The organism is Microcoleus sp. bin38.metabat.b11b12b14.051, from assembly GCF_013299165.1.
Taxonomy (GTDB): domain Bacteria; phylum Cyanobacteriota; class Cyanobacteriia; order Cyanobacteriales; family Microcoleaceae; genus Microcoleus.
On sequence record NZ_JAAFKD010000043.1, the window covers coordinates 1 to 21251 of the forward strand.

The window sequence follows — 21251 nt, forward strand, 5'->3', positions numbered from 1 at the left end:
TAGTCCGCAATAAGAGCGGACTAAAGTCCACACTACGAACCTTATACCATTTTTTTAAAGTTATGATAGAGTTTTATGAAAAGGTCAAGGAGATAATTACAATGTCCAATTGTCCTGTATCTCTATTGCATCTTTATAAAAATGGTATGACAATGGCGACACACTCACTCGATGATTGTCAACTGTTTGTGGTGTAAGGTGCGTCGCCATCAGATTTGCGATCGCATCCGAGAGATTAACAATGGCGACACACCCGCTCGGAGGCTAGACCCATTTTCTTGATAAACAGTTTGATTCCCGTACAGTCAACTGTCAAGTGACTATTGATCCCCTTGACATTTACACAAAATAATGATATTAAAATATTTTGGCAAAACCCATATTTTTCTCTAGCATCAACTCTAATCCAGGGTCAGTTTTCCAGACGATGCCTTAAATATCAGTGGTATCCTATCAGAATTATTATTGAAACCGCAAACTACACAATAGTAGCTGTACCGCTCACATCAAATTATGTCTGACTCTCCTCCATCCCCAATCTCCCCAGAACCCACACCTCCAAGCGCTGCTACCTCCAAGCGCAGCGCCAAAACTCGGCAAATGTTGGGTATGAAAGGGGCTGCTAGCGGGGAAACTTCGATCTGGAAGATTCGCTTGCAATTGATGAAACCGATTACCTGGATTCCCCTGATGTGGGGCGTGGTGTGCGGGGCGGCTTCTTCGGGAAATTATGTTTGGAATTTAGAGAATTTCGCGATCGCCTGCGCTTGTATGTTAATGTCAGGGCCTCTGCTGGCTGGGTACACTCAAACTTTGAACGATTTTTACGATCGCGACATCGACGCCATTAACGAGCCCTACCGCCCAATTCCCTCCGGTATCATCTCGATTCCCCAAGTAGTAACGCAAATTTTGGTATTATTAGCCGCAGGCATTGCGGTAGCCTATGCTCTAGACTTGTGGGCGGGTCATGAATTCCCCATCATGACTGTTTTGACTCTCGGCGGCGCATTTTTAGCTTACATCTACTCGGCGCCACCGCTGAAACTCAAGCAGAATGGCTGGTTGGGAAATTATGCTCTAGGTGCTAGCTATATAGCTCTGCCTTGGTGGGCAGGTCAAGCTTTGTTTGGTACACTAGATCCCACGATTATGGTTTTGACTCTGTTTTACAGTTTGGCAGGGCTGGGGATTGCGATCGTTAATGATTTCAAAAGTGTTGAGGGCGATCGCCAATTAGGGTTAAAATCTTTGCCAGTGATGTTTGGCATCGACACCGCAGCCTGGATTTGCGTGTTGATGATCGACATATTTCAAGCAGGGATTGCAGGCTACCTGATCAGCATTCACCAAAACCTTTACGCTGTCATTCTCTTGCTGCTGATCGTTCCCCAAATTACTTTTCAGGATATGTACTTTTTACGCAATCCCCTGGAAAATGATGTTAAATATCAGGCAAGCGCTCAGCCTTTCCTGGTGTTGGGTATGCTAGTAGCGGGTTTGGCACTGGGCCATGCTGGTTAAGAAGAATTTTGAGTTGTCAATTTTGAATTAAATAGTTTTTGATTCAAAGAAAAATAACTCAAGATTACGCACAGTTTTCTTGAAAAAAAAATGTCAAGTTAAAAATTAAAAATTGAAGAAGGCTAGCTTTTTTAATTTTTAATTTTTAATCTGACTTGATGAGGTTTGAAGGTCTGAACGTGGCAGAATTTTTCTCAAATATCAAGGATAAATTGAGCAAAGTCACTAAGGGAGCAGGCGGTAATTCCGATCTAGAATCGCCAAATGCTGCCAATAGTACCGGGCTAAACTCGCGGCCATCTCCGGCCGAATCGTCTGCACGGACAACGGATTCGCGATCGGAATACGTGGTATCAGAAGATGCTGAACCTCCAGAAGAGCCAGAATTAGCATCAGAATATTCCGAATCAGAACACGATGAATATCCGATAGTCAAGCGCGATTGGGAAGGTTTGAGGCGCTTAATCGCTTGGTTGGAAATTGAACCTCAAATTACCTCCTTGCAAGCAAAAGGAAAAGGACTTTTGCCGCCGGGATTGACTGGGCTGGGAACTAAATTACCCGAAAAATCGGATAGTGTAGTGCCGGAAATTAGCGCACCGCAGAACACCGAACTGCAAACAAATACTGAAATACAGGAAATTAGCGCACCGCAGAACACCGAACTACAAATAAATACTCAACTACAGGAAAATAGCGCACCGCAGAATACCGAACTACAAATAAATACTGAACTACAGGAAAGTATTGCACCGGAGGAAGAGAGCAAACCGCAGAAAAAGACTAAAAAACGGTTCTCCCGCCGCCCTAGATTTTGGATTGCTTTAGGTATTCTCAGTCTGGGAAGTGGCGCTTTAATATACGGTTTGTGGATTTTATACACCTTAGACAAAGGTTTACCCGATGTTAACGATTTGTCGGCTTTTAACCGCGATGGAACGCTAACAATTAAGGCGGCAGACAATACGATTTTGTTGCAGTCGGGGCCGGCAACTAGAGATAAGCTGAAACTTAAGGAAATTCCAGAACTGTTGGTGAAAGCTTTTATTTCCATAGAAGACCGCCGTTTTTACGAACATCGCGGGGTCGATTATCAAGGTATTGCGCGATCGATTGGTTCTAATGTGATAGCCAGAGATTTGGTGCAGGGTGGCAGTACAATTACCCAACAATTGGCCCGCGTCGTTTTTCTCAATCAAGAAAGAAGCATTAAGCGGAAGGTTCGGGAAGCTCTTTTAGCTCAGAAAATAGAGCGGGAGTTGACTAAAGAACAAGTTTTAGAAAGATATTTAAATCTGGTTTATTTGGGTTCAGATGCTTACGGGGTGGCGGATGCGGCTTGGGTTTTCTTTAGCAAACCAGTCGATAAATTAACTTTGGCAGAGATGGCAACTTTGGCGGGTTTACCACCAGCGCCGAGCGAATATTCGCCTTTGGTTAATCCAAATCTTGCTAAGCAACGGCGCAATACTGTGCTGCAACAAATGCAGGAAGCGAAGGTAATTACAGAAGCGCAGGCGAAGGAAGCGCAGGCGGAACCTCTCAAGGTGAAACAAAGCCAACCGAAGCGATTTAAAGTAGTCGCGCCTTATTTTGCTAGTTACATTCGCAAGGAATTGCCGCGCTATGTTTCTAAGGATGCTTTGGAATCTGGCGGTTTGACTGTCGAGACGACGGTGGATTTGAAGTGGCAGAAAATAGCGGAACAGGTGGTTAAAGATGCGATCGAGGTTGATGGCCGCCGTCAGGGTTTTGAACAGGCGGCTTTGGTTTCGATTGAAACAAAAACAGGGGAAGTTAAGGCGCTAGTCGGTGGCGGAAGTTTTAAGGAAAGCCAGTTTAATCGCGCTACGCAGGCTTTGCGGCAGCCAGGCTCGACTTTTAAAGGGTTGGTTTATGCGGCGGCTATGGGGGCCGGTTTTTCGCCTTACGACAGCTATGAAGATGCGCCAATTATTATTGACGGCTATCAACCGAATAATTATGGTAAAAAGTTTAGCGGTTGGCGATCGATCTCTGACGCTTTGAGGAGTTCGGTGAATGTCGTAGCTGTGAAGGTGTTGATGGATGTCGGGTTTGAACCGGCGATGAAATTAGCCAAGGATATGGGAATTAAGTCTAAATTAAGTCCGATTTATTCCCTGGCTTTGGGCTCGTCTGAGGTGAATTTGCTGGAATTAACTAATGCTTACGGTACTTTAGCGTCGGAAGGTAATTTTATTGAAGCCCACGGCATTACTAAGGTGATTAATCAGCGCGGAGATGTGATTTATAAGGCTAACTTTAAACCGAAGCGGGTTTTGGATAAGGATAGTGCCGCGATTACTACTTGGATGTTGGAGGGTGTGGTGACTGGTGGTACGGGCGGGCCTGCTTCTTTAGCCGATCGGGCTGTAGCAGGCAAAACTGGCACTTCCGAAAAGGTACGGGATTTGTGGTTTATCGGTTACATTCCGCAGGTAGTGACAGGCGTTTGGCTGGGGAATGATGACAATTACCCGACGGGGGGAACTAGCGGTACTGCGGCTTACAATTGGCGCGATTTTATGAGTCAAGCTGTCAAGGGAATGCCGGTACAGGAGTTTCCCAAGTTACCTGAGTTGGAGGGCCGCAAAGGCAGTATTAAGGCCAAACCCGTGGAGCCCAAGGAGATTATTCGAGGAATGATTGTCAATGAGGATGGGGCGATCGTCCCTTACAATCCCAATCCCGAACCCAGGCGTCGCGAACCGGTTTATCAAGAGCCGGCTTATCAAGAGCCTGCTAGTCAAGATTCGAGATATTAAACTCTTAAAGAAGACGGCGGTTGAAACCGCGTCTATAGAAACCAAACCCGTCTCCGCGGGTTGAATTCTGCTTAATCTCGTTTCAGTCGCACCATAAAAAAGCCATCCAGAAAAAGACGGCGGTTGAAACCGCGTCTATACAAACACTCACGCGCATTGGTTGAATTCTGCTTAATCTCGTTTCAGCTTCACCATAAAAAAGCCATCCAGAAGAAGACGGCGGTTGAAACCGCGTCTACACAAACACTCACGCGCCTCCGCGGGTTGAATTCTGCTTAATCTCGTTTCAGCTTCACCATAAAGAAGCCATCCAGAAGAAGACGGCGGTTGAAACCGCGTCTACACAAACACTCACGCGCCTCCGCGGGTTGAATTCTGCTTAATCTCGTTTCAGCTTCACCATAAAGAAGCCATCCAGAAGAAGACGGCGGTTGAAACCGCGTCTACACAAACACTCACGCGCCTCCGCGGGTTGAATTCTGCTTAATCTCGTTTCAGCTTCACCATAAAGAAGCCATCCAGAAGAAGACGGCGGTTGAAACCGCGTCTACACAAACACTCACGCGCCTCCGCGGGTTGAATTCTGTTTAATCTCGTTTCAGTTTAATCTCGTTTCAGTCGCACCATAAAAAAGCCATCCATTTGATGCTTGTGCGGCCAAACTTTCACCCATCCTTCCGCTGACGGCTGTACAGGTAAATCAATGGTTGGCGGTTCGATTTTCCAGTTAGGATTGGTATCTAAGAACGATCGCACAACTCGTTCATTTTCCAAAGGATGAATCGTGCAAGTTGCGTAAACTAAAACGCCGCCGGACTTGACAAATGTCGCGACATTTGCTAGTAATTCCGATTGCAGTTGCGATTGTTCTTGAATATTTTCGGGCGTGTGTCGCCAGCGGGCGTCAGCGCGGCGGTGAAGGGTTCCGAGGCCGGAACAAGGCGCGTCTAATAATACTCTGTCTGCTAGGTTGATAAATTCTGGGAATTGGCGGCTGTCTCCGGTATGAATTTTAATGGATTTCATCTGGAGTCGATCGGCATTTTCAGTAATTTTTTTAAGCCTACTAGCGGTTTTGTCGCAGGCGTAAATCGTGCCTGTATCCTGCATTAATTCAGCGCTGTGAGTAGTTTTCCCTCCGGGCGCGGCGCAGGCATCGATAATAATTTCCCCGGGCTGTGGATCGAGTAAATGGGTGACTAATTGAGCGCTGCTATCTTGGATTGTCCACCAACCTTCGCGATATCCGGGGAGGTTTGGGATTGCGCCGGTACTAGAATTTAGTCTTAATGCTTGGGGTAAATGGGGGATTCTGCTGGTGGAGATGTTCTGGGCTTGGAAGGCGGCCTCGATTTGGGCGATCGAGCTTTTTAAAGGATTAATTCTGAGGTGAATTGTGGGGGATTGATTGAACCATTCACAGAGTTGTTCGGTTTCGGTTTCGCCTATTTGTTCGTTCCACAATTCTACTAGCCAGTCGGGGAAGCTGTGCAGAATTCCCAGGCGTTCAATTCGATTTTCGGGTAATGTTAGGAAATTCAAACCCCCCCTAGCCCCCCCTTGGTAAGGGGGGGGATTGAGGGAATTCAAACCCCCCCTAGCCCCCCCTTGGTAAGGGGGGGGATTGGATGTAGTTTGAGTCTCTGGTTGCTGAGGGGAATTAGGAACACTCTTAGCCCCCCCTTGGTAAGGGGGGGGATTGGATGTAGTTTGAGTTTCTGGTTGCTGAGGGGAATTAGGCTCGCTCTTAGCCCCCCCTTGGTAAGGGGGGGTTGGGGGGGTGAAAGTCTCAGGTAGCGCAGCAGAATTAGGCTCGCTCTTAGCCCCCCCTTGGTAAGGGGGGGTTGGGGGGGTTAAACGTATATATTGTCGCAGCAAACCGTTGACAAAACTGCTGAGTCCTGATAATTTGTTTTCTTTGGCTAGTTGAACGGTGGTGTTGACGGCGGCGGAGGGGGGAATGTGGTTGAGATATTGGAGTTGATATAGGCCTAAATGCAGGATGGTGCGGAGATCCGGCGGTTGTTGGGAGGATTTCTTTGTGGCTAGTTTGTCGATGATAAAGTCGATCGATCGCATTCTCCTGACGCTACCGTACACTAACTCTGTGACTAAACGGCGATCGAGGTCGCTGAGTTGGGAATTGCGAAAAGTGCGATCGAGGGCGGCGTCTGCGAATGCACCTCGGCGGTGGACTTCGCGGAGTGCGAGAAAGGCTATTTGACGAGGATTTTGCATGGCGGCTGGTTATATGTCAAATTATTATAGGTGATTCAAATACCCGACGGTTGAGACGGCGGTTGAAACCGCGTCTACACACACAAAACCCGCCTTCGCGGGTTGAATTTCCTTTCTTCAGTCCGCGTAGGCGGACATCGTTTGTGTAGCCGCGATTTCCAATCGCCGAGGGCCTCAAATATCCTCTGGATTGATGCCCATTTCTCGTAATTTGTCAGAAAGGCGATCGGCTTTTTGTTGTGTTAATTCCATTTGTCGCTGTACAGATTCCTGTTGTCTTGACAACTCCACATAGGACAAAAACTTCTGTCCATCAGGCCGATAAATTTCCAAATCTCCCGATGCAGTTTGAAAACGTATCTGCAAACGCGGACTCACCCAACCCTCGATTGATTCAATATAGTTGAGTTCTTCATCAGTTCGCAGCCAACCCATTAACTCATTATCTTCTGGATCGTAGACATAATATTCTTCTACTCCATAATCCTCGTAGAAATGAAACAGCTTAAACAGTGCTCCCATTCGGTTGCCAGGGGAGATGATTTCAAAGACAACTTGCGGCGCGATATTGTCTTCCAGCCATTGTTGATAAGAACCTCTGTAACCTTTCGGTCTGCCAAACACTACCATCGTATCAGGTGCTTGGCGAGTTTTGTTATTGCCTTCGACTGGATACCACAGCAAGTCACCTGCTACAAAGACATTTTCATTATCTTTGTATAACGCATCTATTCCACCTTGAATAGTAACAATTAGTTCAAACTGTTTGGTATTGTCTGACATGGGTTGGCCGTCGCTGTCGGGGTAGATGATTTCTGGTGAGGTTTTAGTCGGAATTGTTGCTGTCATGGGGATGAGTCCTTTGCTAGTATCATCAATTTCTATTTTACTCTATTTTATAAGACAATATGTTTGGAATAAGACGGCGGTTGAAACCGCAGCTATACAAACAATGTCCGCCTCCGCGGACTGAAGAGAATAACGTATTTTAACCGTTCGGTCTTCAACCCGCGGAGGCGGGTTTTGTTTGTGTAGACGCGGTTTCAACCGCCGGGTCTTATTCTAATTTTGTTGACACCAACGGTTCTAATAAAGTGCGTTCTTCAATGGGAAGTTCTAGCAAAACTCGTCTATCGCCCTTAGTTTCCTTATAGCGGACAGCCGCATTCAGCAGGCGGATGGGAATTTGAAATTGTTCGTAGTTGCTGGTTTGTTCTTGCCACCATTCTAACCAAGTGCGGGCGGCTTTGTCGCTGACCATTTCTGACATTAGCCCGGGGATGTTTCGCACGATTCCCTGTCCTAACACTGAGAGATATTCGTGTTTTTCGTAAACTGCAATTAGGCTGGTGATGCGAGTCTGAGATATCGTTGGATTGTTCGTGTTCGCGAACAGGTTGCTGATAATTAACTCGGCATCATCTGAATCTGCTTCACGATCGGGTTCGAGGCGTTGAAATGCGTCTTCTAAGGCGGTGATGCCTTCATCCCAACGATTCAATCCGAGAATGGCAATGGCACGGTTGAAGAAGACACATGAATCTTGATCTCCAAGTGCGATCGCTTTATCACAAGAGATTAAAGCTTCTTCATAACGGCCGAGATTATCCAGTGTCCAGCCTCTATGAAACCAAGCCCACTCATCATTGGCATCAAGTTCGATCGCGCGATCGTAAGAGACTAAGGCTTCTTCATAGCGTTCGAGGTTGTTGAGTACATGACCTCGCCAAGCCCAAGCCCACGGATCGTTGGCATCAAGTTCGAGTGCCCGATCTAAAGATACTAAGGCTTCTTCATAGCGTTTGAGCTTGTTGAGTATATCGCCTCGATTAGCCCAAGCCAACTGATAATTGGCATCAAGTTCGATCGCGCGATCGTAAGATGCTAAGGCTTCATCGTAGCGTTCGAGGTTGCTGAGTACACCGCCTCGTTTACGCCAAGCCCACTCATCATTGGCATCTAGTTCGATCGCGCGATCGAAAGATACTAAGGCTTCATCATAGCGTTTGAGCTTTTCGAGTAAATTGCCTCGAAGTGTCGAAGCATACGGATCATTGGCATCAAGTTCGATCGCGCGATCGAAGGATACTAAGGCTTCATCATAGCGTTTGAGCTTTTCGAGTAAATTGCCTCGATTATCCCAAGCCCACTTATAATTGGCATCTAGTTCGATCGCCCTATCCAAGGATGCTAAGGCTTCATCATAGCGTTTGAGGTTGTTGAGTACATTGCCTCGATTAGCCCAAGCCCACTTATCATTGGCATCTAGTTCGATCGCGCGATCGAAGGATGCTAAGGCTTCATCATAGCGTTTTAGATTCCTGAGTACATAACCTCGGATACGCCATGATGAAGCATTATTTGGATCAATTTTAATAGCTTTGTCTAAAGATTCTACAGCTTCATCATAGCGTTTGAGGTCGTCCAGTACATCGCCTCGGATACGCCAAGCTATAGCATAATTAGAATCAAGTTCGATCGCTTTATTTAAACACTCCAAAGCTTCATCATAGCGTTCCAGCCTATTTAAACATCGCCCCTTTTCTGACCAATCCTTTGCCTCGCCACGACTTGTTACCAATTTTTCCGCATATGCTAAAGCCGAAACATAATCTTTCTGTTCGCGACAATATTCAATTTCATCAAAATAAGCCTTACAACGTGGATCTTCCTCATTATTCTCAATTGCCTCCAGCGCCCGCGTATAATATTCTCGTTCCATCACAGCATCAGGTGGAATCGGTGGCAAATTTTCTCGATACTCAAAACGACTTTCCTTGTCCGCAAAATCAACATCCGCCATCCTCAATCCCAATCGCTGTTCCAACTCTTGCCGCGTATACCAAACCCGCAAAAAATCCACCAACAATCTAATCGGTTCATTGCGCTGCTTCTTAACTTCCAAACAAAAACGCATCAGCGGTTCCCGCAACTCGTACCAAGACTCCCGCCCGATTTCTTCACTTTTCACATAACCCTTTTGCCGCAAATCTTTCAGTTGACTTGATGCAGTTTGCTGAGAGATAAAACAGCGTTTAGCAATTTCTTTCACCGGGCCAGCGCGGCGCAAATCAGCCAAAAAATCAACAATCTTGCGCTGCTGATTTGAGATATATTTCATCCGATCCTGGTAATACGGCGTTAAATCGTCCAGCATCGCCATAAATGTTTCCACAAGTTTATTTAGAGATTCGCGATTCACCAGAAAATCGGAGAAAACCATATAAATCCGGGGACTACCGCCAGAAAGGAAATGTACAACTTTAATCCGATCTCGTCCCGCTGCATCTTGAATAAAAGATGCTAATTCGCTTTTCCCTTCCAAGCTAGCAATCTGATGTAACAAATTTACAGCATCATCGAGTTCTAATTCTTTTAAAGTATGACTATAAAAAAAGCCGTAAAAAGGCTTGTCGCGCGATTCAATACCATCAAACAAACTTTGGGAAGTTGCCAAGATAGTCAAAAACGCATAATTTTGAATATAAGCCCGAAACTGCTTTTGTCCAATATCGCCCAACCCGCCAAATACATCATCCAAATTTTCGACAATCAACAGCAAAACGCGATTTCCCATAAAATCTCTCAACAATTGTGCCGCCACAGATTCAGCATCCTCCGACGACAACTCATAAAGCCCTTCGACAGCATCGTGTAACTTTGCTTGATATTCTGCGGGATATTCTTTACCAATGGCGCGCAATATTGCAATCAACAAATCTAAGAAAGATGCTATCCCATATTCTTCTTCCCTCAGCCATGCAATTAGCAATTTATCCTGCAAATCCTCCATCTTAGAAATGCGGTGATAAATCAGAGATACTAAGTGAGTTTTGCCAATGCCGCGCGGCCCGATTAGGAGTTGATAATGTTTGTTGGGTGTGAGGGCGCTTTCGCGGATGTTTTCTACTAAATGGTTTGCCAGTGTGTGACGCTGTACGAGGATGGCTTCGAGGGTTTCTGGTGCCATCAAGCTGGGAGTAAATCGAGATATTAATGTGTTTTTCATGGATTAATTGTGTTGGTTATTTAGCCGTAGGGTGTGTCGCCCTCGAAAATCTCTCAAAAATATCGACAATCTCAGGGCGACGCACCTGAGAGAGTTCATATTTAACTACAGTAGCCGTAGGGTGTGTCGCCCTCGAAAATCTCTCAAAAATATCGACAATCTCAGGGCGACGCACCTGACAGAGCTCATATTTGACTACATTTTTTGTCTGCACCATTATGTAAGGTGCGTCGCCATTAGATTGTCGATTGAATTAAGGATTTATCGCAGGCGACACACCCTACACAAATTATGAGAGGAGTTTTGAGTTTGTTTTCTTCAACCCATGTGTAAGGTGCGTCGCCCTGAAATTGTCGATTTGATTTAGGGATTTTTCAAGGCGACACACCCTACGATAACAGTTCAACATCTTAAGGATTTCCAGTATTTTTGAATCAGCGGATACCGGAATTGATATTTGCTATCTTTCTTATAAATATAGTAATCTTGCTCCAAAAGTCTGACAACTTTCCGCGCCATTTCCTTGTCTTGAGTTTCCGACTCTTGCTTAATACCGTCAAACAACTCATTAAAGGATAAATCTCCATCAGTAGCTACCAAAGTATCCAGTAAATTCAGAGCATAACGACACTGTTTTTCATCGTAGTAACTATCAATTCTGTCTCGATAATGTTCCATTTTCCAAGGATTCAGCGGGTCATCCAAACAATCAGCAATTATTTCCTTAATCGCTGGGATGTCACCCGATCCACCGCGCAATTTAAGTTTGACAATTAAATGGTGGATGTAAAAAGGAATGTTGCTTAATTCATCGGCGATAAAAACAGCACTTCCTTGAATATCGGGTGTGGAAATATTTTCGCCGTCAAGCAATTTGCGAGCTAAGTTAGTTGCATCTTTTACAGATAGTGGCGGCACATCTTGAACGTACATATCGTTAGTCGGCTCGTTTTTATAGCCCGCTTTTCTGAGATCATTCAGCACATGATGCAAGCCGATCGAACCTGTATAAACCATTCTAACTGCCGGGTACATCTGCCGGATCGATCGCAAAGTATCGAGCAATTCCATCGCCGCTGCATCGCCGATATTGTGCAGCATATACGGCACTTCATCCCAAAACAAAATGACTGTTCGATCTTGATTCTCGACCAAATCAGCTATAGTTTGAGTTAGCAAAGCTTTCCAGTGCGGGGCGGCAATCTCCGGCAACTTGAAACCACTAAATTCTGTACCTCCCAGTTGAGTGAGGAATGCGCGAGTTTTCTTGGCGGTGCTCTTAAAACGGCTTAAATATTCTTCGACATCCTTAAAAACTGTCTCGACAAATTCTAAGGGCGATCGCACATTTTCCAAGTCACGATAAATCGGCAACTTATCTGCCGTAGCTTCCGATCGCATTTTCTTAATTACCGACGTTTTCCCCATCCGCCGCTCGGCACTCAATATAACACTTTGCTGCTCTAAAATCCCCCATAAATCACAGATGAGCTTGTCTCTGCCCATGACTTCTGCTGGGGCAATTTCTCCGCCTGGATTTGCTTTCATATTCTCTCCTTAATTATATTCTTATAATATACGTTGTTTTCATTGTACGTCAAATCTGACGTATATTCTGGCTAGACACACAAAATCAATCAAACTCTCGTGGCATGGGCATCTTGCCCGTCCAAATCTTTTTTTGGATCTACCTCCACAGGCAGAGCCAGGGAACGAGAAAAAAGGATATAAAATCTGCAAAATCTTCTTGAAGTTTTGTTACAATACGCGAAACTTAATATCTCTCCCCCCTCATACCGGATGACCTTCTTCAACGCCTCCGAACCCCTAATCCGCTGCAAACAAGAACATCTCGATGTACAAGACCTCGAAGGCCTCTTGCGCCTCCACTGGCAAATTGGAAATATCACTCCTTTCTCACGATTTTATACCCGCATCGACCAAACTTTTTTGGTTTGGGGTTTGGTGACGGCGGGGATTTTTTTTACGGCTCAGTTTGTCCCCCTGAGTTGGAGCTTTCAGGCGATTCTGTGGTCAACAGTGACTCTAATTGGCACTGGGATAATGGCGGTTTTGACTTTGTTTTGGGTAAAAGTCGAGCGTGTTAGCTGGATTCTTTACTCTTGGGCGATTTTGATGATTTCTGGTTTGGTTGTGACAGATTGCAGTATTTTTGCGGGTTGGGGATTTTGGTTGCTACATCTGTGCGATTTGTGGTTGGGGTTGAGCGCGATCGGCTATTTTTGTACTGGGCTCGGTTTGCGATCGCGTGCTTTTATCGCGATCGGGCTAACTCATTTATTTAGCATACCTCTCTTAACCTTAGTTGCGCCTTGGCAATATCTAACCACAGGCATAATTATGGCCGGATGTTTGCTTTTATTGTCTGAGTTGCAGTGGGATATGCGATCGCCGATCGACAATTCTTTACTAAGCGAAGAACAAAAAGAATTCAACAGAATTCAACAGCAACTGCGGCAAATTGGCACGAATGTAGCGAAATAACTCAAACATCTTAACGGTAAGCATTGATTCAGTTGACAATTGACAGTTGACAATTGACAGTTGACAAATGAGTGTGACCTCTAGCTAAAAGGAAGAGGATTAGACTAATCAATAGTTTTCTTTTAATTTCTCGCCTTTAAGAGTTCCGGCTTTAAACCAATTCTTTCTGGTAAGCAATCTGATAATTCGTTTGAAACTGACTTAAGCTACACTCCCCATACTTAAGTCTGAGGGAGGATTCCAAAAGTGCGATCGATCCTTTACCAAAAGTAGATAAAGCAGGTTTTAGAACGAAAAAGTGTTAAGAATTCTGTACAATAGGTGACAATTTATAGAAATCGCACAGAATAGAAACATACAGCATAAATCAAAAACAAACCTTAACCAGAACAGGTATTTTGCTGTGTAACTTGTGAATCGCCAACCTAAGGAGAACGGTGTCCGGGAGGCGACTGGTCAACAATGCTGTACTTGCGACAATAAAAGTTAATTCCGGTTGACAATAGTTGTTCAAACCCAAAAGTGGTGCAGGGTTTTTACCGTTTCCCCTGCTTCGCAGTCTCCAAGGAGAGGCTAAACCCTCTACTAGAACAGCCTGAGGAGATTGACACAAAATTTGACACTTTGTCAGGCGGATTGTTTGAGTCACCTTGTTTAATAAAATTGAGGAAACTATCGCTGAGCAGCATTGCAGGACTTAGAATTAATTAAGTCCTGCTTTATCATTTACAATTGGTGCTTAGCAAAAAATGCAATTATTTTTTTTTCCATTAAGAATGGGTTGAAAGCTTTATCACTTTAGGGAATAATACGATTTTGACAAATTGTTGATACGCTTATTAAGCATATATCAGTTATCTGTCATCATCATAAATTGCCGGATACGGCAGTGCCGTTTCCCTACAGATAAAAACCTCTATTTTTTATTGTAGCAATGTTTTTTCACGCATGATATACAACAGAATTATTCACTGTTTCAATGGGTGCATCTCACTTTTGAAGAGGGCGAAGCATGACCGCATATAAGTTATTAGTTATAATCCCATATTGACTGCGGTCATGCTTCGCCCCTACAAACATATTTGCCAAAGTGAGATGCACCCGTTTCAATCCTCTTCCTTTTATCCAGAGATAGCCCTCAACAGTCAACAGTCAACAGTCAACAGTCAACAGTCAACAGTCAACAGTCAACAGTCAACAGTCAACAGTCAACAGTCAACAGTCAACAGTCAACAGTCAACAGTCAACAGTCAACAGTCAACAGTCAACTGAAAAGCTACGTACCTTTTCGCAAAATCTCTCGCACTTCCATTAAAATCTTTCCCAACATATTTTTGCCGCTGCCATCTTTGCCGCAACCCCAATAATAATCTCCGGGTGCATTTTCGACTATTTCCTCATCGCCAGTAGCGAGTAAGATTTCGCGGATATCGGCATGAGTTTCAAATTTGCACAGTACGGCTTTTCGCATGATATCATCTTTTACCTGTTCCCAATCTTGGCGCAGGGGACGAGAGCGCTCGCGCCCCATTTTGGCGGCATCTTTCGGCGTTTTTGCTTGGCGAATTTGGTCGCAGTATTCCGTTTCGGGAAACTTTTGTGCTTGAAAATAATGCTCGGTAGTCGGCCAGTATTCTCCGTCTAACTCGAATCCGTGACGGGAAAAGTTAGAGAAACTACCGTATTCACTCCGCGTACTGTAAAAGTAAATAGTCATAATATTTTATGGCTGATGTAGGCTGTATACTGCGTACCTTTCCTACCTATAATTATGCCACAATTTACAATTAGCCGTTGGATAAATCGCGATTTTTTAGTAAAATGTCACAACTGAAATTATTTTGTAACTCTACAACCCACTGTTTATAACTCATCATGCAGATTCAAATAGAAACTTTCACTCTCCGCAAGCGGTTTGCGCTTACCATCAGCCGCGGTACTACAGCCCAAAGTACGAATTTGTGGGTAAAATTAACGCACGAAGGCGTCGAAGGTTGGGGAGAAGCTTCGCCGTTTTCCACAGGTTGTAAGCCCCAAACTACCCAAAGTTTGCTAACTGCATTGCAGGAAGTTGTACCCCTGTTAGAAAAGTTTACTCCGTGCGATCGCCAAAAAGTCGAACAAATCTTCACAGAGGTCGAGCTACCCTCGGCCGCCCGCGCCGGCATCGACATGGCAATGCACGACTGGCTGGGCAAAAAAGCAGGCTTGCCGCTGTGGAAAATGTGGGGATTAGATCGATCGCGCATTGTCCCCACATCTGTCACCATCGGCATAAATTCGCCATCTGGTGCCAGAGACAGAGTGCGCCATTGGTTTGGCAAAGATGCGACAGATCCGGCAAGTATCAAATACCGCGCTGTCAAAATTAAATTGGGCAATCCCGAAGGAATCGAAGCCGATAAAGCTATGTTCATCGCTGTATTAGACGAAGCGCCGACTAACGTTCAAATCAGTGTTGATGCTAACGGCGGTTGGAGTTTAAAAGATGCTGTAAAAATGTGTCGCTGGCTGGAACAATATAACATTAAATATGTCGAACAACCGCTATTACCAGTTGCAGATTTAGTTGAATTTTCAGAACTATATCGTCAGTCAGCGTTGCCAATCTTTGCTGATGAAAGTTGCTTTGACAGTTCGGATATACCCAAGTTAGCACATTGCGTCCACGGCATCAATATCAAAATGATGAAATCCGGCGGATTAACAGAAGCCATGCGGATGATTCACACTGCAAAAGCGTGCAATTTGCAAGTAATGTTCGGCTGCTATTCCGATAGTGCGATCGCCAATACCGCAGCCGCACAACTTTCGCCCCTCGCTGATTACCTGGATTTGGACAGTCACTTGAATTTAATTGACGATCCTTTCACGGGTGCAGTCGTTGAAAATGGGTGTTTGCTACCAAACGGGCGATCGGGATTGGGAGTGCAGCGAATTGACATTGTAGAATAAAGGTATCGCTAAAAATGAACGAGAGATGCTATGATATCACTTGAATCACTTGCAGGGCAAATTGATAGAGAAGCACAGCTTTTTTATGAACAACATAAGCCACCGACTGATTTAATTTTTGATGATGCGGCAGAAATGGAAAGCAACCGCCACCGCATAGCAATGAATGTTTTAATTCGTTCCGCAGAACAAGGTTTAGCTCACCGGAACGATTTTTTTGTCGGTGGCAATATGTTTATTTACTTCAGCACTCAACAGGTTTGTAATCGGGATTTTCGAGGCCCGGATTTTTTCGCTGTGTTGGGTGTTGACGGCAATACTTCCCGACAGGGTTGGGTAGTTTGGGAAGAAAACGGACGTTACCCGGATGTCATTGTGGAATTAATGTCGCCTGCCACTGCTAATGTAGATACAGGTATCAAAAAGGATATTTACGAGCAGGTTTTTAGAACGCCTGATTACTTTATTTTCGATCCTTTCGATCCGAATTCTTTGCGGGGATGGCATTTAGATAATAATCAACGCTATCAACCATTAGTACCTAACGAGCGGGGTTGGCTGTGGAGTCAAACTTTAGGTTTTTGGTTGGGTACTTGGGAAGGAATTGTCGATCGAGAAACAGCAGTCTGGGCGCGTTTCTATAACGAGTCTGGCAATCTAATTCTGTTACCTGAAGAAGCTGCTCAACAGCAAGCAGAAGCTGCTCAACAGCGAGCCTCGCGACTAGAGGCGAGATTGCGAGAATTGGGAGAAGATCCGAATGATCTTAGCCTGAACCCAAATCACAGCTAACACCCAATCGATTTTAGATTTTAGCTCCCATCTAAAATCTAAAATCGCCCATCTAAAAAGTGAACCAATGACTAAAAGCTATCCCATCAAAAATGGCAAAGTTTCTATCTTGCTGCACGAAGGTATTCTCGGTACTTCTGGCAAAACAGGTTTAGCCTTTTTACGCTACAGCGAAGCACAAATTGTAGCAGTAATTGACCGCCAATGTACAGGACAATCTTTGTCTGAATTAACTGGCATTCCCCAACAAGTGCCGATAGTTGCTTCCGTTGCAGAAGCACTGCAATTTACACCGGATATTCTGCTAATTGGTATCGCTCCTTCGGGCGGTGTTTTGCCGCCGGAATGGTTGCCAGAAATTAATCAAGCCGTAGCAGCAGGTTTGTCGGTTGTCAATGGTTTGCACGCGAAACTTGCACCTTTGATCGCGGTTCCGTTAGCCGAAAATCAATGGATTTGGGACGTGCGTCAGGAACCAAAGTCTGTGGGGGCGATCGCCTCTGCGGCCGCGGCTAAGTTAAGCTGTCGCCGCGTGTTAACCGTCGGTACAGATATGAGTGTTGGCAAAATGTCAAGCAGTTTGGAACTCAATCGTAGTTGCTTGCGGCGGGGTTTGCGTTCCAAATTTTTAGCAACCGGACAAACGGGTTTAATGCTGGGAAATGAAGGCATTGCATTAGATGCAGTGCGAGTGGATTTCGCCGCCGGTGCTGTTGAACAAGCGGTGCTAAAAATGGGTTCGGAATGCGATATTCTGCACGTAGAAGGGCAAGGTTCGCTATTGCATCCTGGTTCGACGGCGACTCTGCCACTGTTGCGGGGTACGCAGCCAACTCACTTAATTTTAGCGCACAGAGCCGGACAAACTCACATTCGCAATCACCCCCATGTATCGATTCCGAGTTTGTCGAAAGTGGTTGAATTGTACGAAATTGTTGCCGCTGCTGCGGGTGCTTTTGTCGGGGCTAAAGTAAGTGCGATCGCTCTTAATACTCATCACTTAACTGACGCAGAGGCGCTGTTAGCGATCGCCGGAATTCAAGCAGACACGGGATTGCTTTGTACCGATCCGGTGCGGTTTGGTGCGGAAATGTTGCTGGGGGCGATCGCCAATTGATATGCTACAATAAGTTACAAGTCGCACATAACTACTGAAAACTATGACACAAAGCATTCAAGCAAAAACACTGACATTGGGTGATGTTCAAACTAAATTTAATTTACAGTTGTGCGAAGACGAGCAATTTTTTAGAGAATGGATTGATGATTTGCCTGAAATAGCAGACTCCGAAAAGCGATCGCTCGACAAGATAAAAGCAGGCTATATCAACAGTACCTCATATACTTTTATCGAAGATACTGTAAAAATGGTGGTACTAGCTCCTTTGCTATTTGTAGCAGATTTTTTCCTGACTCCCTTTCACATAGAATGCGAAAAATCTGTTGAACTGATTGTCGAAGATGAAGATACAATTGTGAGGGGCAGCATAGATGTGCTGCTATTGCTGCAATCTTTTTGGGTTGTAGCTATCGAAGCCAAGCGATCGCAATACTCGGTTGAAGCTGGACTTCCTCAATCACTATTTTATATGCTGACTGACCCAAATTCAGAACAACCAACTTTTGGGCTGCTGACCAATGGTAGCAGTTTTCGATTCATCAAAGTTACGAAACAAGATACACCGCAGTATGCTTTGTCTAAGCTTTTTGATCTTCGGAATCCCGGAAACGAACTTTACGAAGTTTTTCGCATTTTCAAACGGATCGCTGCTGTAGTTTCCAGCTATAACTCATGATTGCAAGTTCTGTTTCCTTACCCCCAGAATGCGTTCTACGCCCCGCCTCTGAACAAGATATCAAATCAATTAGAGGGTTAGTTTGGAGTGCCAAACTCGATCCGACTCAGTTGCGCTGGGAGCAATTTTGGGCGATCGACTGTGACGGGAAATTGGCGGCTTGCGGGCAGTTGCGGAAGTTTGCGGGCGCGCAGGAGTTGGGTAGTTTGGTGGTGGCGCAGGATTGGCGCGATCGCGGTTTGGGAAGCTATCTCACAAAATATCTCATTCAACAGGCTACAGAACCCCTATATTTAGAATGTCTGGGAAAGCGACTCGCATCATTTTATACTCGGTTTGGGTTTGTGGAAGTTTCTGTGCAAGATTTGCCGCAGTCTCTGAAATTTAAGTTCGGTTTGTCTCAATTAGCTAAAACTTTATTCAAAGTTCCTGTAACAATTATGCAGTATCAAGCAGGTTCTCGATCATTATGACTTTTATGAGTTTGAGATTCTGAATTTATGAATTGATTTTAAGTTTGATCTGTTGAATAATTGCAATTACAGGGTTCAGGCTAAAAAGTGGTTTTGTAGGCTACTCATAGGATTCGCTGTTCGTACTTACTGTGCACTCTACATATACAGATTATGCTTCCGGGGCTGATTTGAGTCTTTATGCGATCGGAACGGACTGAAGTCCTTACTACGAACCTTGGATTAGGACGGACTGAAGTCCTTACTACGAACCTGTACTCGGATCGGAACGGACTGAAGTCCTTACTACGAACCTGTACTCGGATCGGAACGGACTGAAGTCCTTACTACGAACCTGTACTCGGATCGGAACGGACTGAAGTCCTTACTACGAACCTTGGATTAGGACGGACTGAAGTCCTTACTACGAACCTTATACTAGAACGGACTGAAGTCCTTACTACGAACCTGTAACGGCTATTTTACCGATCGCGGGAGTCACGCGCTACCTATTTATGGATGTTCCGGATTGGGCTGGAGAGATTGCGTAAACTCAGGATTCACAGCCAACGGTAGTCCACATTGGTCAACTGGCACAGCTACCAGCCAGATCGTTAGGCTGAAACTCTTGATGAATCGTTGTTTTAGGGTTCGCGAGTGTCCTGTGCCAGTACCAGACGATAAAAGTGGACTGGCGATCGCACCAAACACTTTCGACTCCTGCGAAATTAGTAAGTGTAAAGCAAACGAGTCACAACCGAGCCAAAAAATCAAGCCCAAAAATAAAACATCTTCACAACAGCAGTAATGCGGAATCAGCCAATCGCTAGTGTAGATAACCACATCTACCCTTGAGGTAAATCCCACCAACCGCTCAACCACTAAATCGTTAATTCAATACCTCGGAATTACCGAATTTAAACTCCCGCAACCGCTTCTCAAATCCCTCCAACATTTCAAAAATTCTTTGCCTTCGTTCCGGATAAAACGACGCAAGACAAGAACAATGAAATAACAGGGCAAGCAATCAATCTCAACCGAGTCAATGCAGCCTCTCAACTAGCAAAAACAGACAATTACACATCCATTTATTGTAACACAACAGGAGTCAATATCATGTTTAACGTAGTAAAAGCTTTCGGCTCTATCTTCTCCACTCAAGGATACACCACAGCCAACAATCTGTTAATCAAAAACTACGTCAACACCAATTTTAACTACTTCAACGAAGAAGCAGTCGTCGATGAATCGATTTACCCGAATCAAACAGGTCGCGTCCGCTTCCAAGGTAGCTGGTGGCCCGCACGGTGCGATCGCCAAATCACTCTCACACCCGGAGACACCGTTTATGTCGTCGGCGTTGACAGCATCACTCTGTTAGTTTCCCTCGTTCCCGCCGACTAAGACTAAATCACAGCATCAACAACCAGGAAATGCGACCTTTTAAATAGCAGAAACAGGCGATTAAACTTCGATATATTTTAAAACAACAGGAGTAAATATCATGTTCAACGTAGTAAAAGCTTTCGGCTCTATCTTCTCCACTCAAGGATACACCACAGCTAACAATCTGTTAATCAAAAATTACATCAACACCAATTTTGTCTACTTCAACGAAGAAGCAGTCGTCGATGAATCGATTTACCCGAATCAAACAGGTCGCGTCCGCTTCCAAGGTAGCTGGTGGCCCGCACGGTGCGATCGCCAAATCACCCTCACACCCGGAGATACTGTTTATGTCATCGGCGTTGACAACATCACTCTGTTAGTTTCCCTCACTCCCGCCGACTAAATCAGAGGATGAATAACCAGGAAATGCAACCTTTGAAATAGCAGAAACAGGCGATTAAACTTCCATATATATTATTAACACAACAGGAGTAAGAGAAATGTTCAACTTAGCAAAAGCTTTCGGTTCTATTTTTTCTATTCACACCTACAGCACAGAAAACAATATGTTAATGGACAACTACATCAACACCAATTTTGTTTATTTCAACGAAGAAGCCGTCGTCGATGAATCTATTTACCCGAATCAAACAGGTCGCGTCCGCTTTCAAGGTAGCTGGTGGCCCGCACGGTGCGATCGCCAAATCACCCTCACACCCGGAGATACTGTTTATGTGATCGGCGTTGACAAAATTACCCTGTTAGTTTCCCTAACTCCCGCCGAATAAACCAGAAATTAATCTCA

Annotated in this window: 18 protein-coding genes; 12 read left to right on the forward strand and 6 right to left on the reverse strand. The window is 44.9% G+C overall.

All coding sequences use genetic code 11. The annotated features are described in order from the left end of the window. The first annotated feature begins 513 nt into the window (after positions 1 to 513). Complete coding sequence (chlG, locus tag QZW47_RS27925) at positions 514 to 1524, forward strand: chlorophyll synthase ChlG (protein WP_293134936.1); 1011 nt, start codon at positions 514 to 516, stop codon at positions 1522 to 1524. A 158-nt stretch (positions 1525 to 1682) separates the two neighbouring features. Next, on the forward strand, positions 1683 to 4310 hold the full coding sequence (locus QZW47_RS27930; protein WP_293134939.1) for a transglycosylase domain-containing protein: 2628 nt from the start codon (positions 1683 to 1685) through the stop codon (positions 4308 to 4310). Positions 4311 to 4913: 603 nt separating this feature from the next. On the opposite strand, the gene rsmB is transcribed toward QZW47_RS27930, so the two are convergent. The 4 genes from rsmB to QZW47_RS27950 form a co-directional block, all read right to left on the reverse strand. After that, complete coding sequence (rsmB, locus tag QZW47_RS27935) at positions 4914 to 6548, reverse strand: 16S rRNA (cytosine(967)-C(5))-methyltransferase RsmB (protein ID WP_293134942.1); 1635 nt, start codon at positions 6546 to 6548, stop codon at positions 4914 to 4916. Between the two features lie 174 nt (positions 6549 to 6722). After that, positions 6723 to 7397, reverse strand: a complete 675-nt coding sequence (locus QZW47_RS27940; RefSeq protein WP_293134945.1) for a Uma2 family endonuclease — start codon at positions 7395 to 7397, stop codon at positions 6723 to 6725. A gap of 208 nt (positions 7398 to 7605) precedes the next feature. Further along, complete coding sequence (locus QZW47_RS27945) at positions 7606 to 10557, reverse strand: tetratricopeptide repeat protein (RefSeq protein ID WP_293134948.1); 2952 nt, start codon at positions 10555 to 10557, stop codon at positions 7606 to 7608. 402 nt (positions 10558 to 10959) lie between these two features. Further along, complete coding sequence (locus tag QZW47_RS27950; RefSeq protein WP_293134951.1) at positions 10960 to 12105, reverse strand: hypothetical protein; 1146 nt, start codon at positions 12103 to 12105, stop codon at positions 10960 to 10962. Positions 12106 to 12357: 252 nt separating this feature from the next. Between QZW47_RS27950 and QZW47_RS27955 the strand changes: the two genes are divergently transcribed. Together QZW47_RS27955 and QZW47_RS27960 are read left to right on the forward strand one after the other, a co-directional pair. Beyond that, positions 12358 to 13062 carry a hypothetical protein gene (locus QZW47_RS27955; protein WP_293134954.1) on the forward strand — a complete coding sequence of 235 codons (705 nt, stop codon included), beginning with the start codon at positions 12358 to 12360 and terminating at the stop codon, positions 13060 to 13062. A gap of 1059 nt (positions 13063 to 14121) precedes the next feature. Next, positions 14122 to 14334 carry a hypothetical protein gene (locus tag QZW47_RS27960; protein ID WP_293134957.1) on the forward strand — a complete coding sequence of 71 codons (213 nt, stop codon included), beginning with the start codon at positions 14122 to 14124 and terminating at the stop codon, positions 14332 to 14334. 4 nt (positions 14335 to 14338) lie between these two features. On the opposite strand, the gene QZW47_RS27965 is transcribed toward QZW47_RS27960, so the two are convergent. Continuing rightward, positions 14339 to 14779, reverse strand: a complete 441-nt coding sequence (locus QZW47_RS27965; protein WP_293134960.1) for an NADAR family protein — start codon at positions 14777 to 14779, stop codon at positions 14339 to 14341. Between the two features lie 158 nt (positions 14780 to 14937). Here QZW47_RS27965 and QZW47_RS27970 point away from each other — a divergent pair, with 158 nt between their 5' ends. From QZW47_RS27970 to QZW47_RS27990, 5 genes are all read left to right on the forward strand, one after another. Then, positions 14938 to 16017 carry a dipeptide epimerase gene (locus QZW47_RS27970; protein WP_293134963.1) on the forward strand — a complete coding sequence of 360 codons (1080 nt, stop codon included), beginning with the start codon at positions 14938 to 14940 and terminating at the stop codon, positions 16015 to 16017. Between the two features lie 30 nt (positions 16018 to 16047). Beyond that, positions 16048 to 16809, forward strand: a complete 762-nt coding sequence (locus QZW47_RS27975; protein ID WP_293134966.1) for a Uma2 family endonuclease — start codon at positions 16048 to 16050, stop codon at positions 16807 to 16809. A gap of 67 nt (positions 16810 to 16876) precedes the next feature. Next, positions 16877 to 17926, forward strand: coding sequence for a DUF1611 domain-containing protein (locus QZW47_RS27980; RefSeq protein ID WP_293134969.1), 1050 nt, complete (start codon positions 16877 to 16879; stop codon positions 17924 to 17926). 43 nt (positions 17927 to 17969) lie between these two features. Next, entirely contained in the window at positions 17970 to 18605 is a 636-nt protein-coding gene (locus QZW47_RS27985) for a restriction endonuclease subunit R (protein ID WP_293134972.1), read from the forward strand. After that, entirely contained in the window at positions 18602 to 19078 is a 477-nt protein-coding gene (locus QZW47_RS27990) for a GNAT family N-acetyltransferase (protein ID WP_293134974.1), read from the forward strand. Before QZW47_RS27985 ends, QZW47_RS27990 begins: the two co-directional genes overlap by 4 nt. A gap of 492 nt (positions 19079 to 19570) precedes the next feature. Here QZW47_RS27990 and QZW47_RS27995 read toward each other — a convergent pair whose 3' ends face one another. Continuing rightward, complete coding sequence (locus QZW47_RS27995; RefSeq protein ID WP_293134977.1) at positions 19571 to 19900, reverse strand: hypothetical protein; 330 nt, start codon at positions 19898 to 19900, stop codon at positions 19571 to 19573. A gap of 273 nt (positions 19901 to 20173) precedes the next feature. Here QZW47_RS27995 and QZW47_RS28000 point away from each other — a divergent pair, with 273 nt between their 5' ends. From QZW47_RS28000 to QZW47_RS28010, 3 genes are all read left to right on the forward strand, one after another. Beyond that, positions 20174 to 20461 (forward strand): NfeD family protein, encoded by a 288-nt coding sequence (locus QZW47_RS28000; protein ID WP_293134980.1) that lies wholly within the window; start codon positions 20174 to 20176, stop codon positions 20459 to 20461. 100 nt (positions 20462 to 20561) lie between these two features. Continuing rightward, positions 20562 to 20849: an NfeD family protein gene (locus tag QZW47_RS28005; RefSeq protein ID WP_293134983.1), complete on the forward strand. Its 288-nt coding sequence runs from the start codon at positions 20562 to 20564 to the stop codon at positions 20847 to 20849. 97 nt (positions 20850 to 20946) lie between these two features. Then, positions 20947 to 21234: an NfeD family protein gene (locus QZW47_RS28010; RefSeq protein WP_293134986.1), complete on the forward strand. Its 288-nt coding sequence runs from the start codon at positions 20947 to 20949 to the stop codon at positions 21232 to 21234. The last annotated feature ends 17 nt before the right edge of the window (positions 21235 to 21251 follow it).